This is a genomic window from Sphingomonas sp. 1F27F7B, assembly GCF_005503355.1.
Taxonomy (GTDB): Bacteria; Pseudomonadota; Alphaproteobacteria; order Sphingomonadales; family Sphingomonadaceae; genus Sphingomonas.
In genome coordinates this window covers 1-21,844 of sequence record NZ_SCMK01000005.1, presented here as the reverse complement: position 1 = coordinate 21,844, position 21,844 = coordinate 1, and the positions used below count along the sequence as shown (strand labels likewise).

General features: G+C 67.6%; 20 protein-coding genes and 1 tRNA gene. 8 read left to right on the top strand and 13 right to left on the bottom strand.

Going from position 1 to position 21,844, the window contains the following annotated elements; genetic code table 11:
• The first annotated feature begins 70 nt into the window (after positions 1–70).
• Together FFS08_RS05940 and trhO are read left to right on the top strand one after the other, a co-directional pair.
• Positions 71–1,390: a dicarboxylate/amino acid:cation symporter gene (locus tag FFS08_RS05940; RefSeq protein WP_137863946.1), complete on the top strand. Its 1,320-nt coding sequence runs from the start codon at positions 71–73 to the stop codon at positions 1,388–1,390.
• The gene (gene trhO, locus FFS08_RS05935) at positions 1,377–2,273 is read left to right on the top strand and encodes an oxygen-dependent tRNA uridine(34) hydroxylase TrhO (RefSeq protein WP_137863947.1); all 897 of its coding nucleotides are present in this window, start codon (positions 1,377–1,379) and stop codon (positions 2,271–2,273) included. Before FFS08_RS05940 ends, trhO begins: the two co-directional genes overlap by 14 nt.
• Here trhO and FFS08_RS05930 read toward each other — a convergent pair.
• The 4 genes from FFS08_RS05930 to recA form a co-directional block, all read right to left on the bottom strand.
• Positions 2,264–2,890, bottom strand: coding sequence for a glutathione S-transferase family protein (locus FFS08_RS05930; RefSeq protein WP_137863948.1), 627 nt, complete (start codon positions 2,888–2,890; stop codon positions 2,264–2,266). The genes trhO and FFS08_RS05930 overlap by 10 nt on opposite strands.
• Positions 2,887–3,375 (bottom strand): hypothetical protein, encoded by a 489-nt coding sequence (locus FFS08_RS05925; RefSeq protein ID WP_137863949.1) that lies wholly within the window; start codon positions 3,373–3,375, stop codon positions 2,887–2,889. The genes FFS08_RS05930 and FFS08_RS05925 overlap by 4 nt, the downstream gene beginning before the upstream one ends.
• A complete protein-coding gene (locus FFS08_RS05920; protein ID WP_137863950.1) occupies positions 3,372–4,766 on the bottom strand; it encodes an RNB domain-containing ribonuclease in 1,395 nt (464 codons plus the stop codon). Before FFS08_RS05920 ends, FFS08_RS05925 begins: the two co-directional genes overlap by 4 nt.
• A gap of 371 nt (positions 4,767–5,137) precedes the next feature.
• Entirely contained in the window at positions 5,138–6,211 is a 1,074-nt protein-coding gene (gene recA, locus FFS08_RS05915) for a recombinase RecA (protein ID WP_137863951.1), read from the bottom strand.
• Positions 6,212–6,385: 174 nt separating this feature from the next.
• On the opposite strand from recA, the gene FFS08_RS05910 reads away from it, so the two are divergent.
• Positions 6,386–7,102: an MOSC domain-containing protein gene (locus FFS08_RS05910; RefSeq protein WP_137863952.1), complete on the top strand. Its 717-nt coding sequence runs from the start codon at positions 6,386–6,388 to the stop codon at positions 7,100–7,102.
• Between the two features lie 39 nt (positions 7,103–7,141).
• Here FFS08_RS05910 and FFS08_RS05905 read toward each other — a convergent pair whose 3' ends face one another.
• The 5 genes from FFS08_RS05905 to smpB all read right to left on the bottom strand — a co-directional run bounded on the left by FFS08_RS05905 (position 7,142) and on the right by smpB (position 13,358).
• Positions 7,142–7,504 (bottom strand): response regulator, encoded by a 363-nt coding sequence (locus FFS08_RS05905; RefSeq protein WP_137863953.1) that lies wholly within the window; start codon positions 7,502–7,504, stop codon positions 7,142–7,144.
• A gap of 40 nt (positions 7,505–7,544) precedes the next feature.
• A complete protein-coding gene (locus tag FFS08_RS05900; RefSeq protein WP_137863954.1) occupies positions 7,545–9,941 on the bottom strand; it encodes a hybrid sensor histidine kinase/response regulator in 2,397 nt (798 codons plus the stop codon).
• A gap of 192 nt (positions 9,942–10,133) precedes the next feature.
• Positions 10,134–12,215 carry a M13 family metallopeptidase gene (locus tag FFS08_RS05895; protein WP_137863955.1) on the bottom strand — a complete coding sequence of 694 codons (2,082 nt, stop codon included), beginning with the start codon at positions 12,213–12,215 and terminating at the stop codon, positions 10,134–10,136.
• A gap of 110 nt (positions 12,216–12,325) precedes the next feature.
• The gene (locus tag FFS08_RS05890; protein ID WP_249341203.1) at positions 12,326–12,886 is read right to left on the bottom strand and encodes a DUF2062 domain-containing protein; all 561 of its coding nucleotides are present in this window, start codon (positions 12,884–12,886) and stop codon (positions 12,326–12,328) included.
• On the bottom strand, positions 12,879–13,358 hold the full coding sequence (gene smpB, locus FFS08_RS05885; protein WP_086129916.1) for an SsrA-binding protein SmpB: 480 nt from the start codon (positions 13,356–13,358) through the stop codon (positions 12,879–12,881). Before smpB ends, FFS08_RS05890 begins: the two co-directional genes overlap by 8 nt.
• 227 nt (positions 13,359–13,585) lie before the next feature.
• Between smpB and FFS08_RS23390 the strand changes: the two genes are divergently transcribed.
• Both FFS08_RS23390 and recJ read left to right on the top strand, forming a co-directional pair.
• Positions 13,586–13,750: a hypothetical protein gene (locus FFS08_RS23390; protein WP_163554999.1), complete on the top strand. Its 165-nt coding sequence runs from the start codon at positions 13,586–13,588 to the stop codon at positions 13,748–13,750.
• A gap of 73 nt (positions 13,751–13,823) precedes the next feature.
• Positions 13,824–15,587, top strand: a complete 1,764-nt coding sequence (gene recJ, locus FFS08_RS05880; RefSeq protein WP_137863957.1) for a single-stranded-DNA-specific exonuclease RecJ — start codon at positions 13,824–13,826, stop codon at positions 15,585–15,587.
• A gap of 57 nt (positions 15,588–15,644) precedes the next feature.
• On the opposite strand, the gene FFS08_RS05875 is transcribed toward recJ, so the two are convergent.
• The 3 genes from FFS08_RS05875 to FFS08_RS05865 all read right to left on the bottom strand — a co-directional run bounded on the left by FFS08_RS05875 (position 15,645) and on the right by FFS08_RS05865 (position 17,866).
• A tRNA-Glu gene (locus FFS08_RS05875) sits at positions 15,645–15,719 on the bottom strand.
• A 60-nt stretch (positions 15,720–15,779) separates the two neighbouring features.
• On the bottom strand, positions 15,780–16,244 hold the full coding sequence (locus FFS08_RS05870) for a YbaK/EbsC family protein (protein ID WP_137863958.1): 465 nt from the start codon (positions 16,242–16,244) through the stop codon (positions 15,780–15,782).
• Positions 16,241–17,866, bottom strand: coding sequence for an MFS transporter (locus FFS08_RS05865; RefSeq protein ID WP_137863972.1), 1,626 nt, complete (start codon positions 17,864–17,866; stop codon positions 16,241–16,243). The genes FFS08_RS05870 and FFS08_RS05865 overlap by 4 nt, the downstream gene beginning before the upstream one ends.
• A 266-nt stretch (positions 17,867–18,132) precedes the next feature.
• On the opposite strand from FFS08_RS05865, the gene FFS08_RS05860 reads away from it, so the two are divergent.
• The 3 genes from FFS08_RS05860 (at position 18,133) to hppD (ending at position 20,869) form a co-directional block, all read left to right on the top strand.
• Complete coding sequence (locus FFS08_RS05860; RefSeq protein ID WP_137863959.1) at positions 18,133–18,399, top strand: DUF6356 family protein; 267 nt, start codon at positions 18,133–18,135, stop codon at positions 18,397–18,399.
• 1 nt (position 18,400) lies between these two features.
• Positions 18,401–19,747, top strand: a complete 1,347-nt coding sequence (locus tag FFS08_RS05855; RefSeq protein WP_137863960.1) for an FAD/NAD(P)-binding protein — start codon at positions 18,401–18,403, stop codon at positions 19,745–19,747.
• Positions 19,748–19,831: 84 nt separating this feature from the next.
• Positions 19,832–20,869 (top strand): 4-hydroxyphenylpyruvate dioxygenase, encoded by a 1,038-nt coding sequence (gene hppD / locus FFS08_RS05850; protein WP_137863961.1) that lies wholly within the window; start codon positions 19,832–19,834, stop codon positions 20,867–20,869.
• Between the two features lie 189 nt (positions 20,870–21,058).
• On the opposite strand, the gene FFS08_RS05845 is transcribed toward hppD, so the two are convergent.
• The coding region (locus tag FFS08_RS05845) for a dicarboxylate/amino acid:cation symporter (protein ID WP_137871820.1) at positions 21,059–21,844 on the bottom strand (786 nt) is incomplete at its 5' end.

Below are 21,844 nucleotides of genomic sequence, written 5' to 3'. Positions count from 1 at the left end.
CGCGCGGGGCTTGACCCGGACGGCGCAATCCCCTTTGCCTGCGGCCAAAGGATTTTTAGGGGGGCCTCCGTTGGGCAAGCGACTTACCTGGTTCATTTTGGCGGCGCTGCTGCTGGGCGGCCTGCTGGGCTATGCCCTCAACATCTCGCTGTCGGGCACGCCGGAAGGGGCGAAGGCGATCGAGAACTGGGCTTACGGCCTCGATATCCCGACCCAGATGTTCCTCCACCTGATCAAGATGATCATCGCCCCGCTGGTGGTCTCCACGCTGGTGGTGGGCATCGCCCATATGGGCGGCGGCGGCGCGATCGGGCGCGTGGGCCTGAAGGCGTTCTTCTGGTTCGTCTGCGCGAGCCTGGTCTCGCTCACCCTCGGCCTGATCTTCGTCAATCTGCTCCAGCCCGGCGTCGGCCTCAACCTGACGATTCCCGCGGCCACGGCATCGAGCGGCGTCGATCGCTCGAGCTTCGATCTCGCCAAGTTCTTCATCCATATCGTGCCGACCAGCGGCATCGAAGCGATGGCGAGCAACGACATCCTCCAGCTCGTCATCTTCTCGCTGTTCTTCGGCGTCGGCCTCGCCGCGATCGGCGAGAGGGGCGCGCCGCTCGTCCGCGGACTCGAGGCGCTGGTGCAGGTGATGCTCACCGTCACCGGCTATGTGATGCTCTTCGCGCCGGTCGCCGTGTTCTGCGCGGTGGCCAAGGCACTGGCGACCAAGGGCATCGGCGTGGTCGGCGACCTCGCCTTCTTCATGGGCAGCTTCTATCTCGGCCTGTTCGCGCTCTGGGCGGTGCTGCTCGGCGTCTGCTTCCTGATCGTCGGCCCGCGCACCCGCACGCTGATCCGCTATCTGCGCGATCCGATCCTGCTCGGCTTTTCGACCGCCTCGTCCGAAGCCGCCTATCCGCGCACGCTCGACGCGCTCGACCGGTTCGGCGTGCCGCCGCGCATCGCCAGCTTCGTGCTGCCGCTCGGCTATTCGTTCAATCTCGACGGCTCGATGATGTACATGACGTTCGCGTCGATCTTCATCGCCCAGGCCTATGGCATCCATCTCGACTGGATGACGATGATCCAGATGCTGCTGATCCTGATGGTCACCAGCAAGGGCATCGCCGGCGTGCCGCGCGCCAGCCTGGTGGTGATCACCGGCACGCTCAGCCATTTCAACATCCCCGAGGCAGGCGTGCTGCTGATCCTCGCGGTCGACCATTTCCTCGACATGGGCCGCACCGCCACCAATGTGATCGGCAATGCCGTGGCGAGCGTGGTGGTGGCGCGCTGGGAAGGCAAGCTCGACGCGCCGCAGCCGATCGAGCCGATCGTGCCGCCCGTCCAGGGGCCGGCCACGGAAGCGGAGAGCTTCGAGGATTATGGCCGCTCCTGATGCCTGCGCGGCGCCGGATCCGGCCCCAAATCCGGCGTTGCCGGTCCGGCCAAATCCGGCGTTGCCGGTCCGGATCGTCGCGCTCTACCAGTTCACGCGCTTTCCCGATGTCGAAGGCCTGCGCACGCAGCTCGCCGCGCTATGCGACGCGCTGGGCATCCGGGGCACGTTGCTGCTTGCCCGGGAAGGGCTGAACGGCACGGTCGCGGGCAGCGACGCGGCGATCGCCGAACTGCTCGACCATGTCCGCGCCCTGCCCGGCTGCTCGGCGATCGACGTGAAGGAGGCGCGCGCCGCGGCCATGCCGTTCGACCGGATGAAGGTCCGCTTGAAGCGCGAGATCGTGACGATGGGCGAGCCGGATATCGATCCGCTTGCCGATGTCGGCCATTATGTCGCGCCAGGGGACTGGAACGCGCTGATCGACGCGCCCGACACGATCGTGATCGATACGCGCAACGCCTATGAAGTCGCGCTCGGCAGCTTTGCAGGCGCGATCGATCCCGAAACGCGCAGCTTCCGCGAGTTTCCCGACTGGTTCCGCCGCTTCCGCGCCGAGCGCGAGACAGGCGGGCCGATGCCGCGCGTCGCGATGTTCTGCACCGGCGGCATACGCTGCGAAAAGGCCACGGCGTTCCTGAAGGCGGAAGGGCTGGACGAAGTCTATCACCTGAAGGGTGGGATCCTCGCCTATCTCGAACAGGTCCCGGCCGAGCAGAGCCGCTGGCAGGGCGAGTGCTTCGTGTTCGACCAGCGCGTCACCGTCGATCACGCGCTCCAACCTCGCAACCGCGCCCTCTGCAAGCGGTGCCAGGGCCTCATCGCCGACGAGGACGCCGCCTGCCCCGCCTGCGACCATCTCGGCTTCCGGGATCAGGCATAGGCATAGGGGCCGCCGGCGGCCAGCGCCGCCTTATAGGCAGGGCGGGCATGGATCTTCTCGAGCCACGCGGCGATGCGCGGACGCCCCGCGGTCGCATTGGCGCGGCTGACGGCGGCTTCCAGCGGGAAGCTCATCATCACGTCGGCTGCAGTGAATTCGGAGCCGGCGAACCAGGGCCGCGCCGCCAGCTCGCTCTCGACATAGTCGAGATGGACATCGACCATCGGCTGGAATTTCTTCTGCGCCACCTTGCCCAGCAGCGGCACCCGGCTCAGCACCAGCTTGGTGAAGAGCGGTGGCATCAGCGAACCCTCGGCGTAATGGAGGAAATGCCGCCAGCGCAGCGCATCCTCGCGGTGCCCCGGCATGCCCAGCCGCCCGTCGCCCAGCTCGACCAGATATTCGACGATCGCGCCCGTCTCGGCAACGACGTTACCCGCATGCTCGATCACCGGCGATTTGCCGAGGGGGTGGACGCGGCGAAGCTCGGGCGGCGCGAGCATCGTCGCCTTGTCGCGCCGATAGCGGCGAACCTCGTAGGGCAACCCCAGCTCCTCGAGCAGCCAGAGCACGCGCTGCGAGCGGGAATTCTCGAGATGATGGACGATGACGGTCATGCGGCGTCTCCGGCTGGGCGGCGCGGACGTTGCCGGGCCGATATCGACTTGACGATGGTCCGCCCATCCTGCGGAGGCAAGGGCCGCTTCGCCCGGTCGAGCGCGGCATCGACCAGCGCAACCACCGCCGGCGCGTCGAGCAGCGCCACGTCCTTCAGGCAGACATAGCGCCCCTGCCGCCCTTCGCCCTGAAGCAGCCCCTCGGGATCGGGCAGCCCCACGCCGGGAAGGAAATAGAGCAATAGATTGCGCGGATAGACCGCCAGGCTGAACACCGCCTCCGAGGTCTTCTCGCCCGGGCTGTAGCCGATCGCGAGCGCGTTGTAATTGTCGTAGACCAGTTCCGTCGCGCCCGGCAGGCGCGCGCGAAGCACCGCCCGTGCTGCACGAACACGATCCGCTATCTCCGGCGTGAAGCGCGCGATGAAGCTTTCGAGCTGCGCTTCGGTGGCCGCCACATCGTCGGGATCGGCGGGGCTGATCACGGCCCCGCTCCGATCGCCTCGAAGCGGACCGCGCGATTCGCCGGATCGGCATCGACCAGCCGCACGCGAAGCGGCGTGCCGGGCGCCGCGCCGGGCGCATCGATCCGCGTGACCACCGGCAGATCGGCCAGCTGCATCCGCGCGCCGCGAACGTCCACATCGGTGACGGTCGCGGCAAATGCCTCGCCCTCGCGGCCCATGAGCATCACCGCCTCGGCCAGGTCGACCACCGCACGATCGATCTGGCCACTCACGGCATCGGCGCGCCCCATCACCTTGGGCAGCCGCTCAAAGGCCTGGCCGACCACCTCGGGAACCGGCTGGCCCGCCATGATCGCCAGCGCCGCCCGGATCACATAGCGATCCGCCAGCCGCCGCAGCGGCGCAGTGGCATGGACATAGGGAGCCGCGACGGCGGCATGCCATGGCACCGTACCGGCGCGCCATGGGGCATAGCTGGCGCCCTGCCCCGCCCGGCGGATCGCGAGCATCAGCGCTGCCTGATGCGGATCGGCCGGATCCAGGGTGGCACGGAATGCCGCAAGCGATTGCGCGCCGGGCCAGGCGATGCCGAGCGCACGGGCCGTGTTCCGGAGCCGCGCTACGGCTGCCGCATCGGGTTCGGCCATCACGCGAAACAGGCCGCTATGATGCGCCTGCAACAGCTCGGCGATGGCAAGATTGGTCGCGAGCGACAGCGCCGCATTGCGGGCCTCGGAGGCATGGCGCGCCCGAAAGGCAAGCGCATAGCCCCCATCGGCGCGACGCGCGACTTCCTGCTCCGGCGGATCGACTCGGGCGGCACCCCGCCGCGCCTCGGCAAGAGCGATACGGCGAGCGAGCTCGGCGAATTGCGGAGGCAGATCCGCGTCGCGCACGGTCTCATAAGCGAGCTTGGCGCGACTCCTGACCAGCGCGCGCTCGGCATCCTCGAGCCGTGCTTCGCCATCGGGATTCACTCGCACCGTGAAAAGCACCGCCGGACGGGGCCCGTCAGGCAACAGGCTGGCCGCACCTTCGCTCAGCACCGACGGATAGAGCCCGGCCTTCCCATCCGGCAGATACAAGGTCGCCCCGCGCCGCCACGCCTCGCGATCGACCGGATCGCCATCGTCAACGAACCAGGCAACATCGGCGATCGCATAGCGCAGCAGCAGATCGCCTCCGCTGGCCTCGATTGCGAGGGCCTGGTCGAGATCGGTAGAGCTCGCCGGATCGAGCGTGACCAGCGGAAGCGCCGTCCGATCGACATGTGCGGCAGGCGCGCGGCGGGCCGCGGCCTCGGCGGCGGCGATCACGTCCGGTGGAAAGGCTTGGGGGACGTGGAACTGGTCACGGATGGCAGCCAGGCCGCCAGCCAGCACGCGATCGGGATCGAAAACCGCCTTCATCGCCACCAGCTATAGCGTCCGGGGCGGATCGTGAAAGCGCGGGTCGCAAACTGTCTCCGATCGGAAAGGTCACCAGGGCCTGTCCGCTCGAGGCAGGCACCCCTTTTGCGTCACCCCCATTCAGGCGGGGATTCACTCTGGCTGACCAAGCGGACAGAGGCCCGGCGGCAACACCCATGGAATCCCCGCCCTTGCGGAGATGACGGGAGCGGCATTTGCCCAAGCGAGATATCACCAGGCCACGGTCCCGCACGCCCGGGGCGTCCCGAAAGGCGAAAGACCCGGCGCGGGGCAGCGCGCCGGGTCTTCCCATGGGTCTCAGCCCGTGACCGCCGCCTCACGCGTCGCGCGCGGGCGCGGCCTGTAATGGATCAAAGGTCGTCGTCATCGGCGTCGGGGCCCGTCATCAGGCCCTCGGCGACCTTCTCGGTACGCGCCCGGATCGCCGCCTCGAGGCGCTCGCGCAGCTCGCCATTCTCCTTGAGGAAGTTCTTGGCGTTTTCGCGCCCCTGGCCGATGCGGACGCTGTCGTACGAGAACCAGGCGCCCGATTTCTCGACCAGCCCCGCCTTGACGCCGAGATCGAGGATCTCGCCGATCTTGGAGATGCCCTCGCCATACATGATGTCGAACTCGACCTGCTTGAACGGCGGCGCCACCTTGTTCTTCACCACCTTTACGCGGGTGGTGTTGCCGATGATGTCCTCGCGGTCCTTGATCTGGCCGGTGCGGCGGATGTCGAGACGGACCGAGGCGTAGAATTTCAGCGCGTTGCCGCCGGTCGTGGTTTCCGGATTGCCATACATCACGCCGATCTTCATGCGCAGCTGGTTGATGAAGATCACCATGCAGCGCGAGCGGCTGATCGAACCGGTGAGCTTGCGCAGCGACTGCGACATCAGCCGGGCCTGGAGCCCGACATGACTGTCGCCCATCTCGCCCTCGATCTCGGCGCGCGGCACCAGCGCGGCGACCGAATCGACCACCAGCACGTCGATCGCGTTCGAGCGGACCAGCGTGTCGGTGATCTCGAGCGCCTGCTCGCCGGTATCGGGCTGGGAGACGATGAGCTCGTCGATATTGACGCCCAGCTTCTTGGCATAGACCGGATCGAGCGCATGCTCCGCGTCGACGAACGCCGCGACGCCGCCATTCTTCTGCGCCTCGGCAATGACGTGCAGCGCCAGCGTGGTCTTGCCCGAGCTTTCCGGCCCATAGACTTCGATCACGCGGCCACGGGGCAACCCGCCCACGCCGAGCGCGATGTCGAGCCCGAGCGACCCGGTCGAGATCGCCTCGACCTGCATCGCCTCCTTGGAGCCGAGCTTCATCGCCGACCCCTTGCCGAATGCGCGGTCGATCTGCGCGAGAGCGGCGTCGAGCGCCTTCTGCTTGTCCGAAGAAATCGCCATGTTGCCGTCAATCACCTTGAGCGAAGCTGCCATTGGAAGTCCCCGTCGCTAGAAGGTTTGGCTCGCGCCTTCAACCTGTGTTGGAACACATGTATCGCGTTTGTTCTCATAGAACAAGAGCGGAACGGAATTTTTTGTTCCATAATCGTTCCGTTGTTCCGCCAGGCCGCGATTGCCCTACGCGCTCGCGCTCGCTAGCCCGGCACGATGACCCGCATCGTCGGCCATGTCCGCGCGCTCAACCGCTTTCCGGTCAAATCGATGGCCGGGGAGCAGCTCGACGTGGCGGAGCTCGACTGGCAGGGAATCGAAGGCGACCGGCAATATGCCTTCATACGCGCGGACAATCGCACGCGCTTTCCGTGGTTCACCGCGCGCGAGGTGCCGGCGATGGTCCTCCACCGCGCCCGCTTCGCCGATCCCGGCAAGCCCAAGACGAGCATGGTGACGGTGGAGACACCGGACGGAGCATCGGTTTCGCTGCACGATCCGCTGCTCAAGGCCGGGCTGGAGGCCGCCGCGGGCGAGCCTGCCGCGCTGATCCAGGTGGCTCGCGGCATCTATGATTCGATGCCGGTCTCGATCCAGACCAGCGCCGGCCATGCCGCGCTGGAGGCGGCGCATGGCGAGGCGCTCGACATCATGCGCTTCCGCATCAACGTAATCGTGGAGAGTGACGTTCCCGCCACCGAATGGCGGGGCCGGCGACTGGCGTTCGGCGACGAGGAACACGGCGCGGTGGTGCAATGCGCGGACCCGATCGCGCGCTGCGTGATCGTGACCATCGATCCCGAAACCGGCACCAGGGCGCCGCGCATATTGCGCACCGTCGCGCAGGACTTCGGCAACAGATACGGCATCTATGCCGGTCCGGCACGGCCGGGGCTGATCCGGCTCGGGGATCCCGTGCGGGTGCTGGACTAGAGTCGCGCAGCCAGGCGACGAAGAAGGAGAAGAAAGCGCTCAGTCCGCCGCGACGAGGCTGTCCAGCACCTTCTCGACACTGTCCATCGTGAACGGCTTGGAGAGCACCGGGCGATCCCGATAGGCTTCGGCGATCATGTCCCCCGCGCCGCCGGTGGCGAGCACGAAGGGGATGCCGCGCGCGCTCAACGCATCGGCGATGGGCCAGCTGGTCTCGCCGCCGCGCAGGTTCACGTCCATGATGGCCGCGTCGATGCCGCCGGCCTCGACCAGCTCCAGTGCCGCGGCGACGCTGTCCGCCGTACCGGCGACAAGCCGGTCGAGCGCGTCGAGAAAGTCTTCGAGCATCATCGCAATGAGTGGCTCGTCTTCGACGATCAGGATCTTCTGGGGCCCCGGCATGGCCGCTCCCATCGCAGGAAAATCACGAAACGCCAAGTATTTATTTGGGCAGAAGCACGTCACGCGCAGCTTCGGCAAGTTGCTGCACCGAAAAGGGTTTGGGCAGGAAGGCGACTTGCTCCAGATCAATCGACTTGCGCAGCTGTTCCTCGGCATAGCCCGACATGAACAGGATCGGCAGATCGGGATATTTGGCGCGGATCCGGCGCGCCATCGTCGGTCCGTCCATCACCGGCATGACCACGTCGGAGATGAGCAGATCGGGCCGGTCGATCGTCTCGATCAGCTCGAGCGCAGCCTCGCCATTGTCGGCGGTGACCACGGTATAGCCCTGCCGGGCGAGCGCCCGCTCGGCGATGGCGCGGACCATGTCCTCGTCCTCGACCACCAGGATCGTGCCGGTGCCCCAGGTATCGGCCGGCTTGTCCCTGGGCGCGGGCAATTTTGCGGGGACCGGTGCCTCGGTGGCGGCGTGGACCGGCAGATAGATGGTGAACTCCGCCCCGCCCGCGGGCGCATTGTCGGCGAAGATGAAGCCGCCGGACTGCTTGATGATGCCATAGACGGTGGACAGGCCCAGGCCGGTACCCTTGCCCACTTCCTTGGTGGTGAAGAAGGGCTCCCAGATCTTGGCGAGGATCTCGCTCGGGATGCCGGTGCCGGTGTCGGCGATGCGCAGCGCGGTATAATCCCCGACCGGAAGCACGTCGTCGTCCATCCGGCGGACATCGGCGGCCGGCACTGCCATCGTCTCGATGGTGAGCGTGCCGCCGCCATTGGGATTCTGCGACAGCATCGCATCGCGCGCATTGACTGCGAGATTGACCACCACCTGCTCGAGCTGGCCGGGATCCGCGCGCACCGGGCCCAGGTTGCGGCCGTGCTTCACTTCGAGCCGGACCGTCTCGCCGAGCAGGCGCTTCAACAGGTTCGAGACTTCGGAGATGACGTCGGGGAGCTGGAGCAGTTGCGGACGCAGCGTCTGCTGGCGCGAAAAGGCGAGCAGCTGGCGCGTCAGCGATGCGGCGCGGTTCGAATTGGCGCGGATCTGCTGGATGTCGTCATAATCGCTGTCGCCGGGCGAATGGCGCATCAGCATCAGGTCGCAATGGCCGATGATCGCGGTCAGGATATTGTTGAAATCATGGGCGACACCGCCCGCCAGCTGCCCGACCGCCTGCATCTTGGTGGCCTGGGCGACCTGGCGCTTGAGCTTGGACTCCTCACCCGAATCCTTGAGGCTGATCAGGACGGCCGCTTCGCCCAGCCCGCGCGCGCCGGCGATGCCGATCGAGACCGGTTCCTCGGGCGCATCGGCCAGGCGCACGGTCATCTCGGCCGATTGCGGCGCGCCGCCGGCGAAGCGGCGGATGGCATCGGCAAGCGCGGCCTTGTCCTCGCGCACCACCAGGTCGCCCGGATAGAGCGGCGGCGCCGCGACGTTGACGCGCGTGGCGCGGACGAACGCGTCGTTCATGCTGGCGAAGCGGCCGTCCCGGTCGACCAGGGCGAGCCCGAGCGGGAGCAGCGCGATCAGCGAACGGACATGCGCGCCGGCACTGGCACCGATCGCCGGCGTCGGCGCATTGCCCTGCTCCTCGTCGAGCAGCGCCACCAGCAGGGGCGCGTCCTCGCCGTCGAGAAACGGTATCTGGAGCACGCGGAGCGGATTGCCCTCCAGCCCCTCGCGCTCGAAGCGGACCAGCCCCATGGAATCGGTGATCAGGAAACGGGCGAAGTCGCGGCCCTCGGCGGCGGCGTCGGGGCTGCCCATGGCGCGCAGGCGGAAGACGCGGTTGGCACTGCGCACCCGGCCATCGGGCGAGATCATCGCGGCCATGATGCCGGCCGCGGCCAGTCGATCGCCGGTATGGCCGTCGATGAGGACCTGGACCTGGCTGGCGAGATCGAGCGCCTGCACCCCGATGAAGCGCCAGACGAGCGATTCCTCGCCAACGCGCTGGACGCGGGCCGAGACCGGAGCGCCGAACACCTGGATGCCGTCCTCGCGGGCCTCGCCGTCGCGCCAGGCAGCCCGCGCGGCGGTGCCGAGCGCGGCGACGGCGGCATCGCTGATGGGCAGGTTGGGTGGCGTCGGCCAGCCGGCGAACAGCGCCTCGAACCGGCTGTTGGCGCAGACCAGGCGGCCGGCACGATCGGTGACGGCGAGCGCATCGTCGCTGGCGGCGGCGAGCGCCTGGGCTACCGACCAGTCAACCGGCAATTCGGCCGCGGTGTCGGTGTGGAACAGCTTGCGCGCGCCCCAGAGGCCGCCCGCGGCAAGCAGGCCGGCAGCGACGAAGCCGACCGCCACCGCGCGATCGTTCAGCGTCAACAGGATCACTGCGCCCGCGAGGAACCCGGCCAGTATCGCCGCCGCGAAGGGCAGCCAACGGCGAGACGTCGAAACCGGGCTATGGGCGGGCAGCGTGGCCATCCGCCACCGATGTTCGGTAGCGCGGCGCGGGTCAAGGACCCAATTCCCTCTCCCCACATGGGAGAGGGAAGCGGCCGATGCGATCGGCGGAAGGGCAAAGGGGAAGCGGGTGAGGAAATATGCCCCCCTCACCCTGCCCATCGCCAGGCGATGGCCCCCTTCCCTCTCCCACAAGGGGAGAGGGAGACCGGATCACCAGATCCGGACGCGCTTGTCGGGCGTCAGGAACAGCTTGGTCGCCGGATCGGGATTGTACGCCCCGTACCAGGGATCGAGATTGCGCACGACCCATGCGCGCTGCTGCGAAGGCGAGTGCGGATCGGTCAACAGGCGCTGGCGCAGGTTCGCCTCGCGATAGTTGCGGCGCCAGACCTGCGCCCAGCCCTGATAGAAGCGCTGGTCGCCGGTGGTGCCGTCGAGCACCGGCGCGTCCTGGCCGCTCAACGAGGCCTTGTACGCGTCATAGGCGACGGTGAGGCCCGCCAGGTCGGCGACGTTCTCGCCGAGCGTCAGCGCGCCCTTCACGTGCATGCCGGGCAGCGGCTCATACTGGTCGTACTGGGCGACGAGCGCGTCGGTGCGCGCCTTGAACGCCTTGACGTCCGCCGGGGTCCACCAGTCGGTCAGTCGGCCTTCCTTGTCGTATTTGGCGCCCTGATCGTCGAAATGGTGGCTCAGCTCATGGCCGATCACCGCGCCGATGCCGCCATAGTTGACCGCCGGATCGGCGTTCGGATCGAAGAAGGGCGGCTGCAGGATCGCGGCCGGGAAGACGATCTCGACCATGCCGAAATTGGCATAGGCGTTGATCGTCATCGGCGTCATGCCCCATTCCCAGCGGCGGATCGGCTGGCCGAGCTTGGAGACATTGTCGTCATACTGCCAGTTGTTGGCGCGGACATTGTTGCCGAACGCGTCGCCCGCCGTGATCGTCAGCGCCGAATAATCCAGCCAGCGGTCCGGATAGCCGATCTTCGGCGTGAAGGCCGCTAGCTTCGCATGCGCCTTCACCTTGGTCTCGGGCGCCATCCATTCGAGCTTGTCGATCCGGCGATCCATCGCCGCGATCACGTTCTTCACCAGCTTGTCGGCCGCCGCCTTGGTCTCGGGCGGGAAATATTTGGCGACATAGACTTGCGAGACGTCGTCGGAGAGGGCGCCGGTGGTGAAGTCCACCGCGCGCTTCCAGCGGGCTTCCTGCTCCGGCGTGCCCGACAGGGTGGTGCCGTAAAAGGCGAACTGCTCCTTGTCGAAGGCGCTGGGCAGCACATCGGCGAAATTGTCGAGCGTGCGGACCAGCAACTGGTCCTTGAGCACCGCCAGCGGCGCCTGCTGGATCAGCTTGGCGATGCCGGTCACCGCGCTGGGCTGGCCGACGATCACGCTCTCCACCGGCGTCTTGCCGGCGGCGAAGAAGGCCTTGAAGTCGAAGCCCGGCGCCGATTTCTGCAGCTGGGCGACGGTCATCTTGTTGTAGGTCTTGGTCGCGTCGCGGCTCTCGACGCGGGTCCACTGGACCCCGGCGATCTTGGTCTCGAAGTCGACGATCGCCTGCGCGCGCGCCGCGGCACCGGGCTCGCCGGCCAGCGTCAGCACGTTGGTGAGGTGCTTGAGATAGGCCGCCTTGATCTCGACGAACTTGGCGTCCTTCGAGAGGTAATAGTCGCGGTCCGGCATGCCCAGCCCGGCCTGGAACAGGCTGAGCGCATAGGCTTCCGGCTCCTTGTCGTCCTGGCCGACATAAGTGGCGAAAGGCACGCCCACGCCGTTGCGGCGTGCGGCGGCGGCGAGCGCGGGATAGCCGGCCTTGGCCTTCAGCTCCTTGATCTGGTCGAGCCACGGCTTGGCCGGCGCCAGGCCCTTGGCGTCGATCGCCGCAGTATCGAGATAGGTGGCATAGGCAGTGCCGATCTTCGAGTTCGGATCGGCCTTCGCCGCGTCGAGGATCTCGTGCGTCTGCTTCTTGGCGTTGTCGTCCAGGATGTTGAACGAGCCATAGTTCGACTTGTCGGCCGGGATCGGCGTGTTCTTCGCCCAGGCGCCGTTGGCATAGGTGTAGAAATCGTCGCCCGGCTTGACCGAGGGGTCCATGCCCGCCGTGTCGAAGCCATAGGTGCCGTAGACCGGCTTGGGCTTTTCCGGCTGCGGCGCCGGATCCGGCTCGGTGACGGGCGCGGCCTCTACCGGCACGGCCGGCAGCGAGGCGTTGTGCGCGCAGCCGGCGAGCAGCACGGGCGCGGCGAGGAAACTGGTGGTGAGGAGCGACAGGCGCATGGGGACCCCCGATGGTTGATCGGGCTGTCTTAGACCGTCGATGGGCTCCGTCAATCGGGCGAGCGTAACATTATTACACCGCGATGACACCCCACCACGTTCAGCTGTGTTCAGCCACGGGCGGCCCGGGCATCGGCGCGCCGCTTCCACTTGCGGGCGATCCACAGGCGCCATGCCAGCGCAGTGCCGAAATAGCCGATCAGGGCGAGCGCACCGGTGATGGTGACCAGGCCGGTGAGCGTCGCCGGGCCGGCCTGGTGGACCAGCCAGTCGCTCCAGCTCCGCTCGATCACCTGCGCCTGCTCGACCACCGCGCCTGGACCGATCATCCAGCTGCCCAGCCAATAGGCCGCCACCCAGAGCGGGGGCGTGGTGAAGGGATTGGTGATGAAGGTGGTCGCCGCAGCCGCGGGAATATTGGCGCGCAGGGGAAGCGCGAGCACGGCCGACGCGGGAATCTGCCCCATCGGCACCAGCACGCCGGTCACCACGCCCAGCGCCACGCCGCGCGGCACCGAACGGCGGGTGAAGCGCCACAGCGAGCTGTGCATCACGCGGTTGGCGACCGGGCGGAGCCAGCGATTGGACTCGACCGATTCGCGGCTGGGCGTCGCCTTGTCGAGCCAGCGGCGGAAACGCGACTTGCCCGATGCGGGCACGGGATCAGCCACGGTCGCGGAGCAGGCGCCCCTGCTCCCGCTTCCAGTCCCGTTCCTTGATCGAGTCGCGCTTGTCATGCGTCTTCTTGCCCTTCGCCAGCGCCAGCTCGACCTTCGCGCGGCCTCGCCCGTTGAAATAGATGGACAGCGGCACCAGAGTCATGCCCTCGCGCGCCACCGCGCCATGGAGCTTGTTTATCTCCCGCTCATGAAGGAGCAATTTACGGGGACGCTTCGGCTCGTGGTTGAACCGGTTGCCGTGGCTGAATTCGGGAATGTTCGAATTGACCAGCCAGACGCCGCCGTCGTTCACCTCGGCATAGGCCTCGGCGATCGAGCCTTCGCCGAAGCGCAGCGACTTCACTTCGGTACCGGTGAGCGCGATGCCGGCTTCGTAGGTCTGCTCGATGAAATAATCGAACCGCGCGCGCCGGTTCTCGGCGACGGTCTTCACTTTTTCCTGGGCGGGACGCGGACGGGCCATAAGGCGATGCGATGTAGGCGCGGATCGCCGCGAGCGCCAGCCCGCCGGTCGCAAGGGTTGCGAACGACGGCGCGCGGGAAATGCGACGAACCGAACCCGCAGCACCGCTATTCGCTCGCCACAACGAAAAAAAATCGTGTAACTACAGAATATTGGCGCCCGACACCCCGAGCAAGGCGCGAACCGACAGCAACTGGAAAGCTGCCGCTTGAAGCCGGAGCTTCCCCATGTCATCGCAGAATGACCGAGAATATCTCGAGCATCGTCACCACCTGAGTGCGGAGAAGGCGCGCGCCGCCACCGATCCCGGTGTCGCCCGCGTCCATGATGCCTTCGCAAGGGCCTATGCGCAGCGCCTTCACCAGGAAATGCCGCAGCCGCCGGCAAAGTGACCCGCAACGGCCCGCGCGCGGGCGAATGGCGGAGGAATGGACAGGCCCCCGCCCCTGTTCCATAGCCGTTGCGATGTCCGCGGTCCTCAACGTTCAACGCTCGATCACCGGCCAGCCCTGGCGCTGGCGCGGGCTCGCCGCCGATTCGCGCGGCGGGCTAGTGCCGGACGACCTGGTGACGCACCTGCTGCTTGCCCGCGGCGTGGCCCGCGACGAACTCGACATCCACAAGGCGCCGAGCATTCGCGCCTTCATGCCCGACCCCTCGATCTTCCGCGACATGGACAAGGCGGCCGAACGGCTGGCCGATGCGATCGAGCAGCGCGAGCAAGTCGCAATCTTCGGCGATTATGACGTCGATGGAGCGACTTCCGCCGCATTGCTCATATTGCTTCTGCGAGATCTGGGCCTGGAGGCACGCCCCTATATCCCCGACCGGCTGATGGAAGGCTATGGCCCCTCGGGCGAGGCGCTGGTGCGCCTGAAGCGCGAAGGCGCCGGCCTGATCGTCACCGTCGATTGCGGTGCCCAGGCCTTCGAGGCGCTCGATATGGCCCGGGATGCCGGCGCCGAAGTGATCGTGGTCGATCATCATAAATGCACGACCGAGCTGCCGGCGGCGCTGGCGCTGGTGAACCCCAACCGCCTCGACGAGGACGAGGGCGCCGCGCACGGCCATCTGGCAGCGGTGGGCGTCGCCTGGCTGCTCGGCGCGGCGCTGGTGCGGGTGCTGCGCGGTCGCGGCCATTTCGCCGGCCGGGCAGAGCCCAAGCTGCTCGACCTGCTCGACATCGTCGCGCTCGGCACCGTCGCCGACGTGGCCGCGCTGAAGGGACTCAACCGCGCCTTCGTCGCCCAGGGCCTCAAGGTGATGGCGCAGCGGCGCAACATCGGGCTGAACGCGCTGATCGAGGCCTCACGCCTCACCCGCGCGCCGACCGCGACCGATCTGGGCTTCGCGCTCGGGCCCCGGATCAACGCCGGCGGACGCGTCGGCCGCTCCGACCTGGGCGTGCGGCTGCTTACCACGCGCGATCCCGACGAAGCGCGAACCATCGCCGAGGAGCTCAACCTCCTCAACGAGGAACGCCGCGCGATCGAGGCGGGCGTGCAGGCCGAAGCGGAGGAAATCAGCCTGCTCAAGGCCAATCACGCAGTGGCGGTAGTGGCGAGCAAGGGCTGGCACGCCGGCGTGATCGGCATCGTCGCGGGACGCCTGAAGGAAAGGCTCGGCCGGCCGGCGATCGTGATCGCGCTCGACGAGGATGGCATCGGCAAGGGTTCGGGCCGCTCGATCCCCGGAGTCGACCTCGGCGCCGCGGTGCTCGCCGCCAAGGATGCCGGGCTGCTCCAGGCGGGCGGCGGCCATGCCATGGCCTGCGGCGTGACGATCGAATCCGACAAGATCGACGCCTTTGCCGCGTTCCTGGAGGAGCGGCTCTCCGAACGCGTCACCCAGGCGATGGGCGAGCGTGCGCTGCTGCTCGATGCGGTGGTGGCGCCAGGCGGCGTCTGCCCCGATCTTGTCAACGCGATGGAGGCCGGCGGCCCCTATGGCATGGGCTGGCCGGCACCGCGCGTGGCGGCCGGGCCGGTCACCGTGATCAAGGCCGACATCGTCGGCACGGGCGGGCATGTGCGGCTGATCGTGGCCGGGCCGGACGGGCGCAGCATCAAGGCCGTTGCCTTCCGCCAGGCCGATACCGAGTTGGGCCAGGCGCTGCTCTCCGCCCCGCGCCACCGCAAGCTCTGGCTCGCCGGCCGTGCCAGGATCGACGATTGGGGCTCCCGCCCCGCCGCCGAACTACATGTCGAGGATGCGGCCTGGGCGGACTGAGCCCGGCTGCCGCCGCGGAAAGCATCGATGCCGGAAAGCCACGCCGCGAGAGGCGGATGGTGACCCCTACGGGAATCGAACCCGTGTTTCAGCCGTGAAAGGGCCGCGTCCTAACCGCTAGACGAAGGGGCCATGCCGAAGCGTGGAGGCGGTCCGTTAGGGAAGGTTGCGCGGCGGGTCAAGCGCATTCGCTCACCCTGACTTGCACACATCCACCCAGCGCTGCGAAACCAGCGCCGCCAGCCGCTCGGGCTCGACTTCGAGCGAAGCGGTGCGCGAGCCCGCGGCCGGGAACACCGTCGCGAATCCCCGGATCGAAACGTCGCAATAGACCGGCAGCGGCGTCGCCAGCCCGAAGGGACAGACGCCGCCCACCGGATGACCGGTCAGCGCCTCCGCCTCCTCGGCGCCGAGCATGGAAGCGCGGCCGCCGAACGCGGCCTTGATCTTCGGATTGTCGAGCCGCGCATCGCCGCGCGCGACGACGAGCGCCACTTCCTCCCCCACGCGGAGCGCCAGGGTCTTGGCGATACGCCCGGGTTCGACCCCGAGCGTCGCCGCCGCCTCCATCACGGTGGCGGTGCTCGCAGCCTGCTCGATCAGGCGGAGATCCGGGGCATGTTCGGCGAGCCAGGCTCGCACGGTCTCGACAGTCATTCCTCGATCTTCCGCCGGAACGTCTCGGGCAGCAGCAACAGGCCGACGATCAGCGTCGCCGCGGCGGCCACCACCGGATACCAGAGGCCGTAATAAATGTCCCCCGTCGCCGCCACCATCGCGAAGGCCGTGGCGGGCAGGAAACCGCCGAACCAGCCATTGCCCAGGTGATAGGGCAGGCTCATCGAGGTGTAGCGGATGCGGCTGGGGAACAGCTCGACCAGCATCGCCGCGATCGGGCCGTAGACCATGGTCACCAGCAGGACGAGCGCGAACAGGATCGCCACCACCAGCGGCTTGTCGATCCGCGCGTCGTCCGCCTTGGCGGGGTAGCCGGCGGCGGTGAGCGCGGCCTGGAGGTCCTTCTGGAAGGCAGCGATCAAATCCTTGCGGCGCCCGATATCCTGGAGTTGGTCAGCCGATGGCGGAAATAGGCGGGTCTTCCCCACGTCCACGGAGACGAAGCCGGGGGATACGTCGCTCCATTTCTCGGGATTCACCACATAGGGCACGCCGGCCTTGGCGAGATAGGATTTGGCGACGTCGCATGGAGTCGCATCGAACTTGTTCTTGCCGATGGGATCGAACTGCACCGAACACTTCGCTTCATAGGGCACCAGCGTCACCGGCGCCCGTGCCTGCGCCTCGGCCAGCGCCGGGTTCGCCGCCTGCGTCAGCGCATGGAATAGCGGGAAATAAGAGAGCGACGCCAGCAGGCACCCGGCCAGGATGATCGGCTTGCGGCCGATCCGGTCGCTCAGCCAGCCGAAGAACACGAAGAAGGGGGTGCCCAGCGCCAGCGCGATCGCGATCAGCACGTTCGCGGTCATCCCGTCGACCTTCAGCGTCTTCTCGAGGAAGAACAGCGCGTAGAACTGGCCCGTGTACCACACCACCGCCTGGCCCACGACTGCGCCGAACAGCGCGATCAGCACGATGCGGAGATTCCCCCAGCGCAGGAACGCCTCGGTCAGCGGCGCCTTGGACGTGTTGCCGCTCGCCTTCATCCGCGCATAGACCGGGCTCTCGTTGAGCTGGAGGCGCACCCAGAGCGACACGCCGAGCAGCAGGATCGAAGCGAGGAACGGCACGCGCCAGCCCCAGCTTGCGAATGCCGCCTCGCCCAGCCAGGAACGCGTGCCGATCACGACGAGCAGCGAAGCGAACAGGCCGAGCGTCGCCGTGGTCTGGATCCAGCTGGTATAGAGCCCGCGCTTGTGGTTGGGCGCATGCTCGGCGACATAGGTGGCGGCGCCGCCATATTGCCCGCCCAGCGCCAGCCCCTGGAGCACGCGCAACGTCACCAGCAGAATCGGCGCGAGCACGCCGGCGGTGGCGAAGTTCGGAAGCAGGCCCACTGCGAAGGTGGAACCGCCCATGATGCCCATCGTCACCAGGAACGTGTTCTTGCGCCCCACCAGGTCGCCGATTCGCCCGAAGACGAGCGCGCCGAAGGGCCGTACCGCAAAGCCGGCCGCGAACGCCGCCAGGGCGAAGATGAAGGCAGTGGTGTCGTTCACCCCGGCGAAGAACTGCGCCGAGATCGTCGTGGCGAGCAGGCCGTAGAGGTAGAAATCATACCATTCGAACACGGTGCCCAGCGACGATGCCGCGATCACCATCTTCTCGTTGCGGGTGGCCGTATGATGTTCGCCCAAGGGCTCCGACGGGGTGTCGGACCGTGCATCCTCGCTCAAGCTATCCTCCCCTGATATTGTTAGCGCTAACCAACCACAGTCCCGCCGCGGTTGGAACCCCCGTCGCCGCGCGCTCTCCGGCGCGTTCCCCGGCAGGGTCAGCGATGGCGGGGGATATTGCAAACAAAGCCGGGCTTGGGCGCGCAAAAGCTGTACTTCACAGTGTCGCCCCGGGAGCGTAAACCGCCCTCATGTTCGAGCGCATCTTCCTGTCCCATCCGCGCGCCGTCGGCGAAAGCTATGGCGAGCATGCCACCACCGCCGCGCGATTCGGCTTCACCATGATCGTCGGAGGCGCGGCCTGCGTCGTGCACGCGATCGTCCCCGTCCTGTTCGTCCGTACCGCGAGCGACGCGGTGAAACGACTCTATGGGCAGATGCTGGCCCGCCAGCCCGGCATGGCGGCGCGCAAGCCGGCCTATGAACAGCCCGAGTGGCAGATCGAGTACGAAATCTGACGTGATCGAGCATGTCGCGATCATCGGTGCCGGCTTTTCCGGCACCTTGCAGGCGATCAACCTGCTCCGCCACGAAGGCCCCCGCGCCACGCTGATCGAGCGCGCGCCGGTGGCCGGCCTCGGCCTCGCTTATGGCGCCGCGCATCCGAGCCATGTGCTCAACGTCCGCGCCGCGAACATGAGCGCCTTCCCCGACGATCCCTCGCATTTCGTCCGCTGGCTCGAGGCGCGCGGCGTGGCGGATGCGCCGGGCGCGTTCATCCCGCGCGTCACCTATGGCGAATATCTGCGCGAATTGCTCGACGCCGCGCTGCGCGATCATCCGGATCGCCTGACGTTGGTGCGCGACGAAGTCGAGGATCTGGAATTCGGGGACGATGTGACGGTCCGGCTGCGGGATCGCGCCATCGAAGCCGATGCCGCCGTGCTCGCAGTCGGCAACCTGCCCCCGCACGACCCGCCCGGGCTCGATCCCGAAAGCCTCTCGGCGGTCCGCTACAAGGGCGATCCCTGGGATGCGAGCGTGCCGGAGGACCTCGGCCCCGACGACACCGTGCTGGTGATCGGCACCGGCCTCACCATGATCGATGTCGTCCTGTTGCTCGATTCGCGCGGTTTCAAGGGCAAGATCGTCGCGCTGTCCCGCCGCGGCCTCCTGCCGCGCAGCCATGCGCCGGGCAGCGACTGGAAGAAGCTCGGCGAGCGCCCTGCCACCACTGCGTCGAGACTGCTCCGGGCCGTGCGCGCGCGCGGCGATGAGATCGGCTGGCGCAACGCCGTCGACGAGCTCCGCCCCTTCACCCAGGCGATGTGGGGCAATGCGAGCGAGGCCGAGCGCGGCCGTTTCCTGCGCCATCTTCGCCCCTGGTGGGACGTCCACCGCCACCGCCTCGCGCCCGAAGTCCATGCGCGGCTGATGGCCGTGGTCGAGCGCGGCCAGCTCGAAGTCATCGCCGGCAAGACGCTCGGCTTCGAGGAGAAGCCCGAGGGCATCGAAGTCAGGCTCCGCCGGCGCGGCGCGGACGCCGCCGAGACCATGACCGTCCAGCGCATCGTCAACTGCACCGGCCCGCTCGGCGACCTGAACCGTACCCAGGAGCCGCTGCTCCAGAAGCTTGCCCGGCGCGGCGTGATCCGCCCCGACGCGGCGCATCTGGGCATCGACGTCGACAATCAGGGCCAGACGATCAATGCCGAGGGACTGCCCAACGGCAATCTCTACGCACTCGGCCCGATGACGCGCGGCGCCTTTTGGGAGATCGTCGCGGTGCCCGACATCCGCACCCAGACCTGGAGCGTCGCCCGCCGCCTCTCGAACGCCCATTGGGTGGGCGGCGAAGGGCTATAGGCTCCGGCTTCGGCCAATTAGTATCATTTGACACTAATTGGCCGAAGGTATAGCCCGCGCGTTACCTTCTTGGAGCGCGCACGCATGACCGATTCCGCCAATCCGCTCGGCCTCAACGGTTTCGAATTCGTCGAATTCACCTCGCCCGATCCCGAGGCGATGGGGAAGCAGTTCGAGATGCTCGGCTTCGTGCCGACGCACCGGCACCCGACCAAGAACATCACCCGCTACAAGCAGGGCCGCATCAACCTGATGCTCAACCGCGACGAGGCCGGCCGCGTGTCGGCGTTCCGCGGCGAGCATGGCCCCTCGGCCAGCGCCATGGCCTTCCGCGTCGCCGATCCGGCCAAGGCAATGGAATGGGCGCTCGCGCACGGCGCCAAGCGCACCGACGAGGACGACACCGTCATCCTCGGCATCGGCGGCTCCTATCTCTATTTCATCCAGGACGGCCACGACCTGTACGAGAATTGGGCCGAGTTCCCCGGCTGGCGGGAAGCCGAGGCGAAGAACAATGTCGGGCTCGACCTGCTCGATCACCTCACCCACAATGTCCGCCGCGGCCAGATGCGGGTGTGGAGCGAATTCTACCGCACGCTCTTCGGCTTCGAAGAGCAGAAATATTTCGACATCAAGGGCCAGGCCACCGGCCTGTTCAGCCAGGCGATGATCGCCCCCGACAAGGCGATCCGCATCCCGCTGAACGAGAGCCAGGACGACAAGAGCCAGATCGAAGAGTTCATCCGCGAATATAAGGGCGAGGGGATCCAGCACCTCGCGCTGACCACGCCGGACATCTACGACACGGTCGAGCGCCTGCGCGCCCGCGGCGTCAAGCTGCAGGACACGATCGAGACGTATTACGAACTGGTCGACAAGCGCGTGCCCGGGCACGGCGAGGATCTGGAGCGCCTGCGCAAGAACCGCATCCTTATCGACGGCAATATCGGCGACGAGGGCATCCTGCTCCAGATCTTCACCGAGAACATGTTCGGTCCGATCTTCTTCGAGATCATCCAGCGCAAGGGCAATGAAGGCTTCGGCAACGGCAATTTCCAGGCGCTGTTCGAGAGCATCGAGCTGGACCAGATCCGCCGCGGCGTGATCAAGGTCGACGCCTGATCAAGGATCGAGCTGTGCTCCATCCGCGATGCGGCGCGAAGGCGCCGCCGTCGACCGGACGGCACGGCAAGCAGGCCCATAGGCCCCAGCTCTGCCGGCACCGACGGGCTCGCGGGTCATAGCAGTTGGAGAGGAAGCCGGGGGAGCAGCGCCAGTCGCGTAGCGCGGAGCTCACCCCGGCCGAAACCGTCAGGCAAGGGCCGGCTCGCCCCGTGCCTCGTGCACTGTCTCGCGCGCGCCTGCCCGGAACCGCGTCTCGTCGAGCAGCCCTTCCCGCTTGGCCACGATCACCGGCACCAGCATCTGCCCCGCAACATTGGTCGCGGTCCGGCCCATGTCGAGGATCGGATCGATCGCGAGCAGCAGCCCCACGCCGTCCAGCGGCAGCCCCAGCGTGGAAAGCGTCAGCGTGAGCATCACCGTCGCGCCGGTCAGCCCGGCAGTGGCGGCCGATCCCAGCACCGAGACGAAGGCGATCAGCGCATAATGCTCGATCCCCAGCGGGATGCCGTAGAATTGCGCGACGAAGATCGCCGAGATCGCCGGATAGATCGCCGCGCAGCCGTCCATCTTGGTCGTGGCGCCCAGTGGTACGGCGAAGGCGGCATAGGCACGCGGCACACCGAGCGCGCGCTCGGTCACGTCCTCGGTTACCGGCAATGTGCCGACCGAGGAACGCGAGACGAAGCCGAGCTGGATCGCCGGCCAGGCCGAGGCGAAGAAGCGCAAGGGGCTGAGGCCGTGTGCCGCCAGCAGCGCGGGATAGACGACGAGCAGCACCAGGGCGAGCCCGAGATAGACTGCCCCCGCATAAGTGCCGAGTGCCGCCAGCGACTCCCAGCCATAGCGCACCACCGCATCGCCGATCAGCGCCGCCGTGCCGATCGGAGTCAGCCGGATCACCCAGCGTAGCAGCAGCCGGAAGACCGCCAGCGCCGAGGCGTTGAAATCGAGGAAACGATGCCCCGCCTCCCC

Coding starts and splice junctions, on each gene's coding strand:
- FFS08_RS05895 (WP_137863955.1), bottom strand. CDS start 12,215: ATGCGCCTGTCGCTCCTCACCACCAGTTTCCTCGCCGCGCCCGTGCTG.
- FFS08_RS05920 (WP_137863950.1), bottom strand. CDS start 4,766: ATGAAGGCGGTTTTCGATCCCGATCGCGTGCTGGCTGGCGGCCTGGCT.
- FFS08_RS05930 (WP_137863948.1), bottom strand. CDS start 2,890: ATGACCGTCATCGTCCATCATCTCGAGAATTCCCGCTCGCAGCGCGTG.
- smpB (WP_086129916.1), bottom strand. CDS start 13,358: ATGGCCCGTCCGCGTCCCGCCCAGGAAAAAGTGAAGACCGTCGCCGAG.
- FFS08_RS23390 (WP_163554999.1), top strand. CDS start 13,586: ATGTCATCGCAGAATGACCGAGAATATCTCGAGCATCGTCACCACCTG.
- recJ (WP_137863957.1), top strand. CDS start 13,824: ATGTCCGCGGTCCTCAACGTTCAACGCTCGATCACCGGCCAGCCCTGG.
- FFS08_RS05900 (WP_137863954.1), bottom strand. CDS start 9,941: ATGGCCACGCTGCCCGCCCATAGCCCGGTTTCGACGTCTCGCCGTTGG.
- FFS08_RS05860 (WP_137863959.1), top strand. CDS start 18,133: ATGTTCGAGCGCATCTTCCTGTCCCATCCGCGCGCCGTCGGCGAAAGC.
- FFS08_RS05870 (WP_137863958.1), bottom strand. CDS start 16,244: ATGACTGTCGAGACCGTGCGAGCCTGGCTCGCCGAACATGCCCCGGAT.
- FFS08_RS05905 (WP_137863953.1), bottom strand. CDS start 7,504: ATGCCGGGGCCCCAGAAGATCCTGATCGTCGAAGACGAGCCACTCATT.
- trhO (WP_137863947.1), top strand. CDS start 1,377: ATGGCCGCTCCTGATGCCTGCGCGGCGCCGGATCCGGCCCCAAATCCG.
- FFS08_RS05865 (WP_137863972.1), bottom strand. CDS start 17,866: ATGGTGATCGCGGCATCGTCGCTGGGCACCGTGTTCGAATGGTATGAT.
- FFS08_RS05910 (WP_137863952.1), top strand. CDS start 6,386: ATGACCCGCATCGTCGGCCATGTCCGCGCGCTCAACCGCTTTCCGGTC.
- recA (WP_137863951.1), bottom strand. CDS start 6,211: ATGGCAGCTTCGCTCAAGGTGATTGACGGCAACATGGCGATTTCTTCG.
- hppD (WP_137863961.1), top strand. CDS start 19,832: ATGACCGATTCCGCCAATCCGCTCGGCCTCAACGGTTTCGAATTCGTC.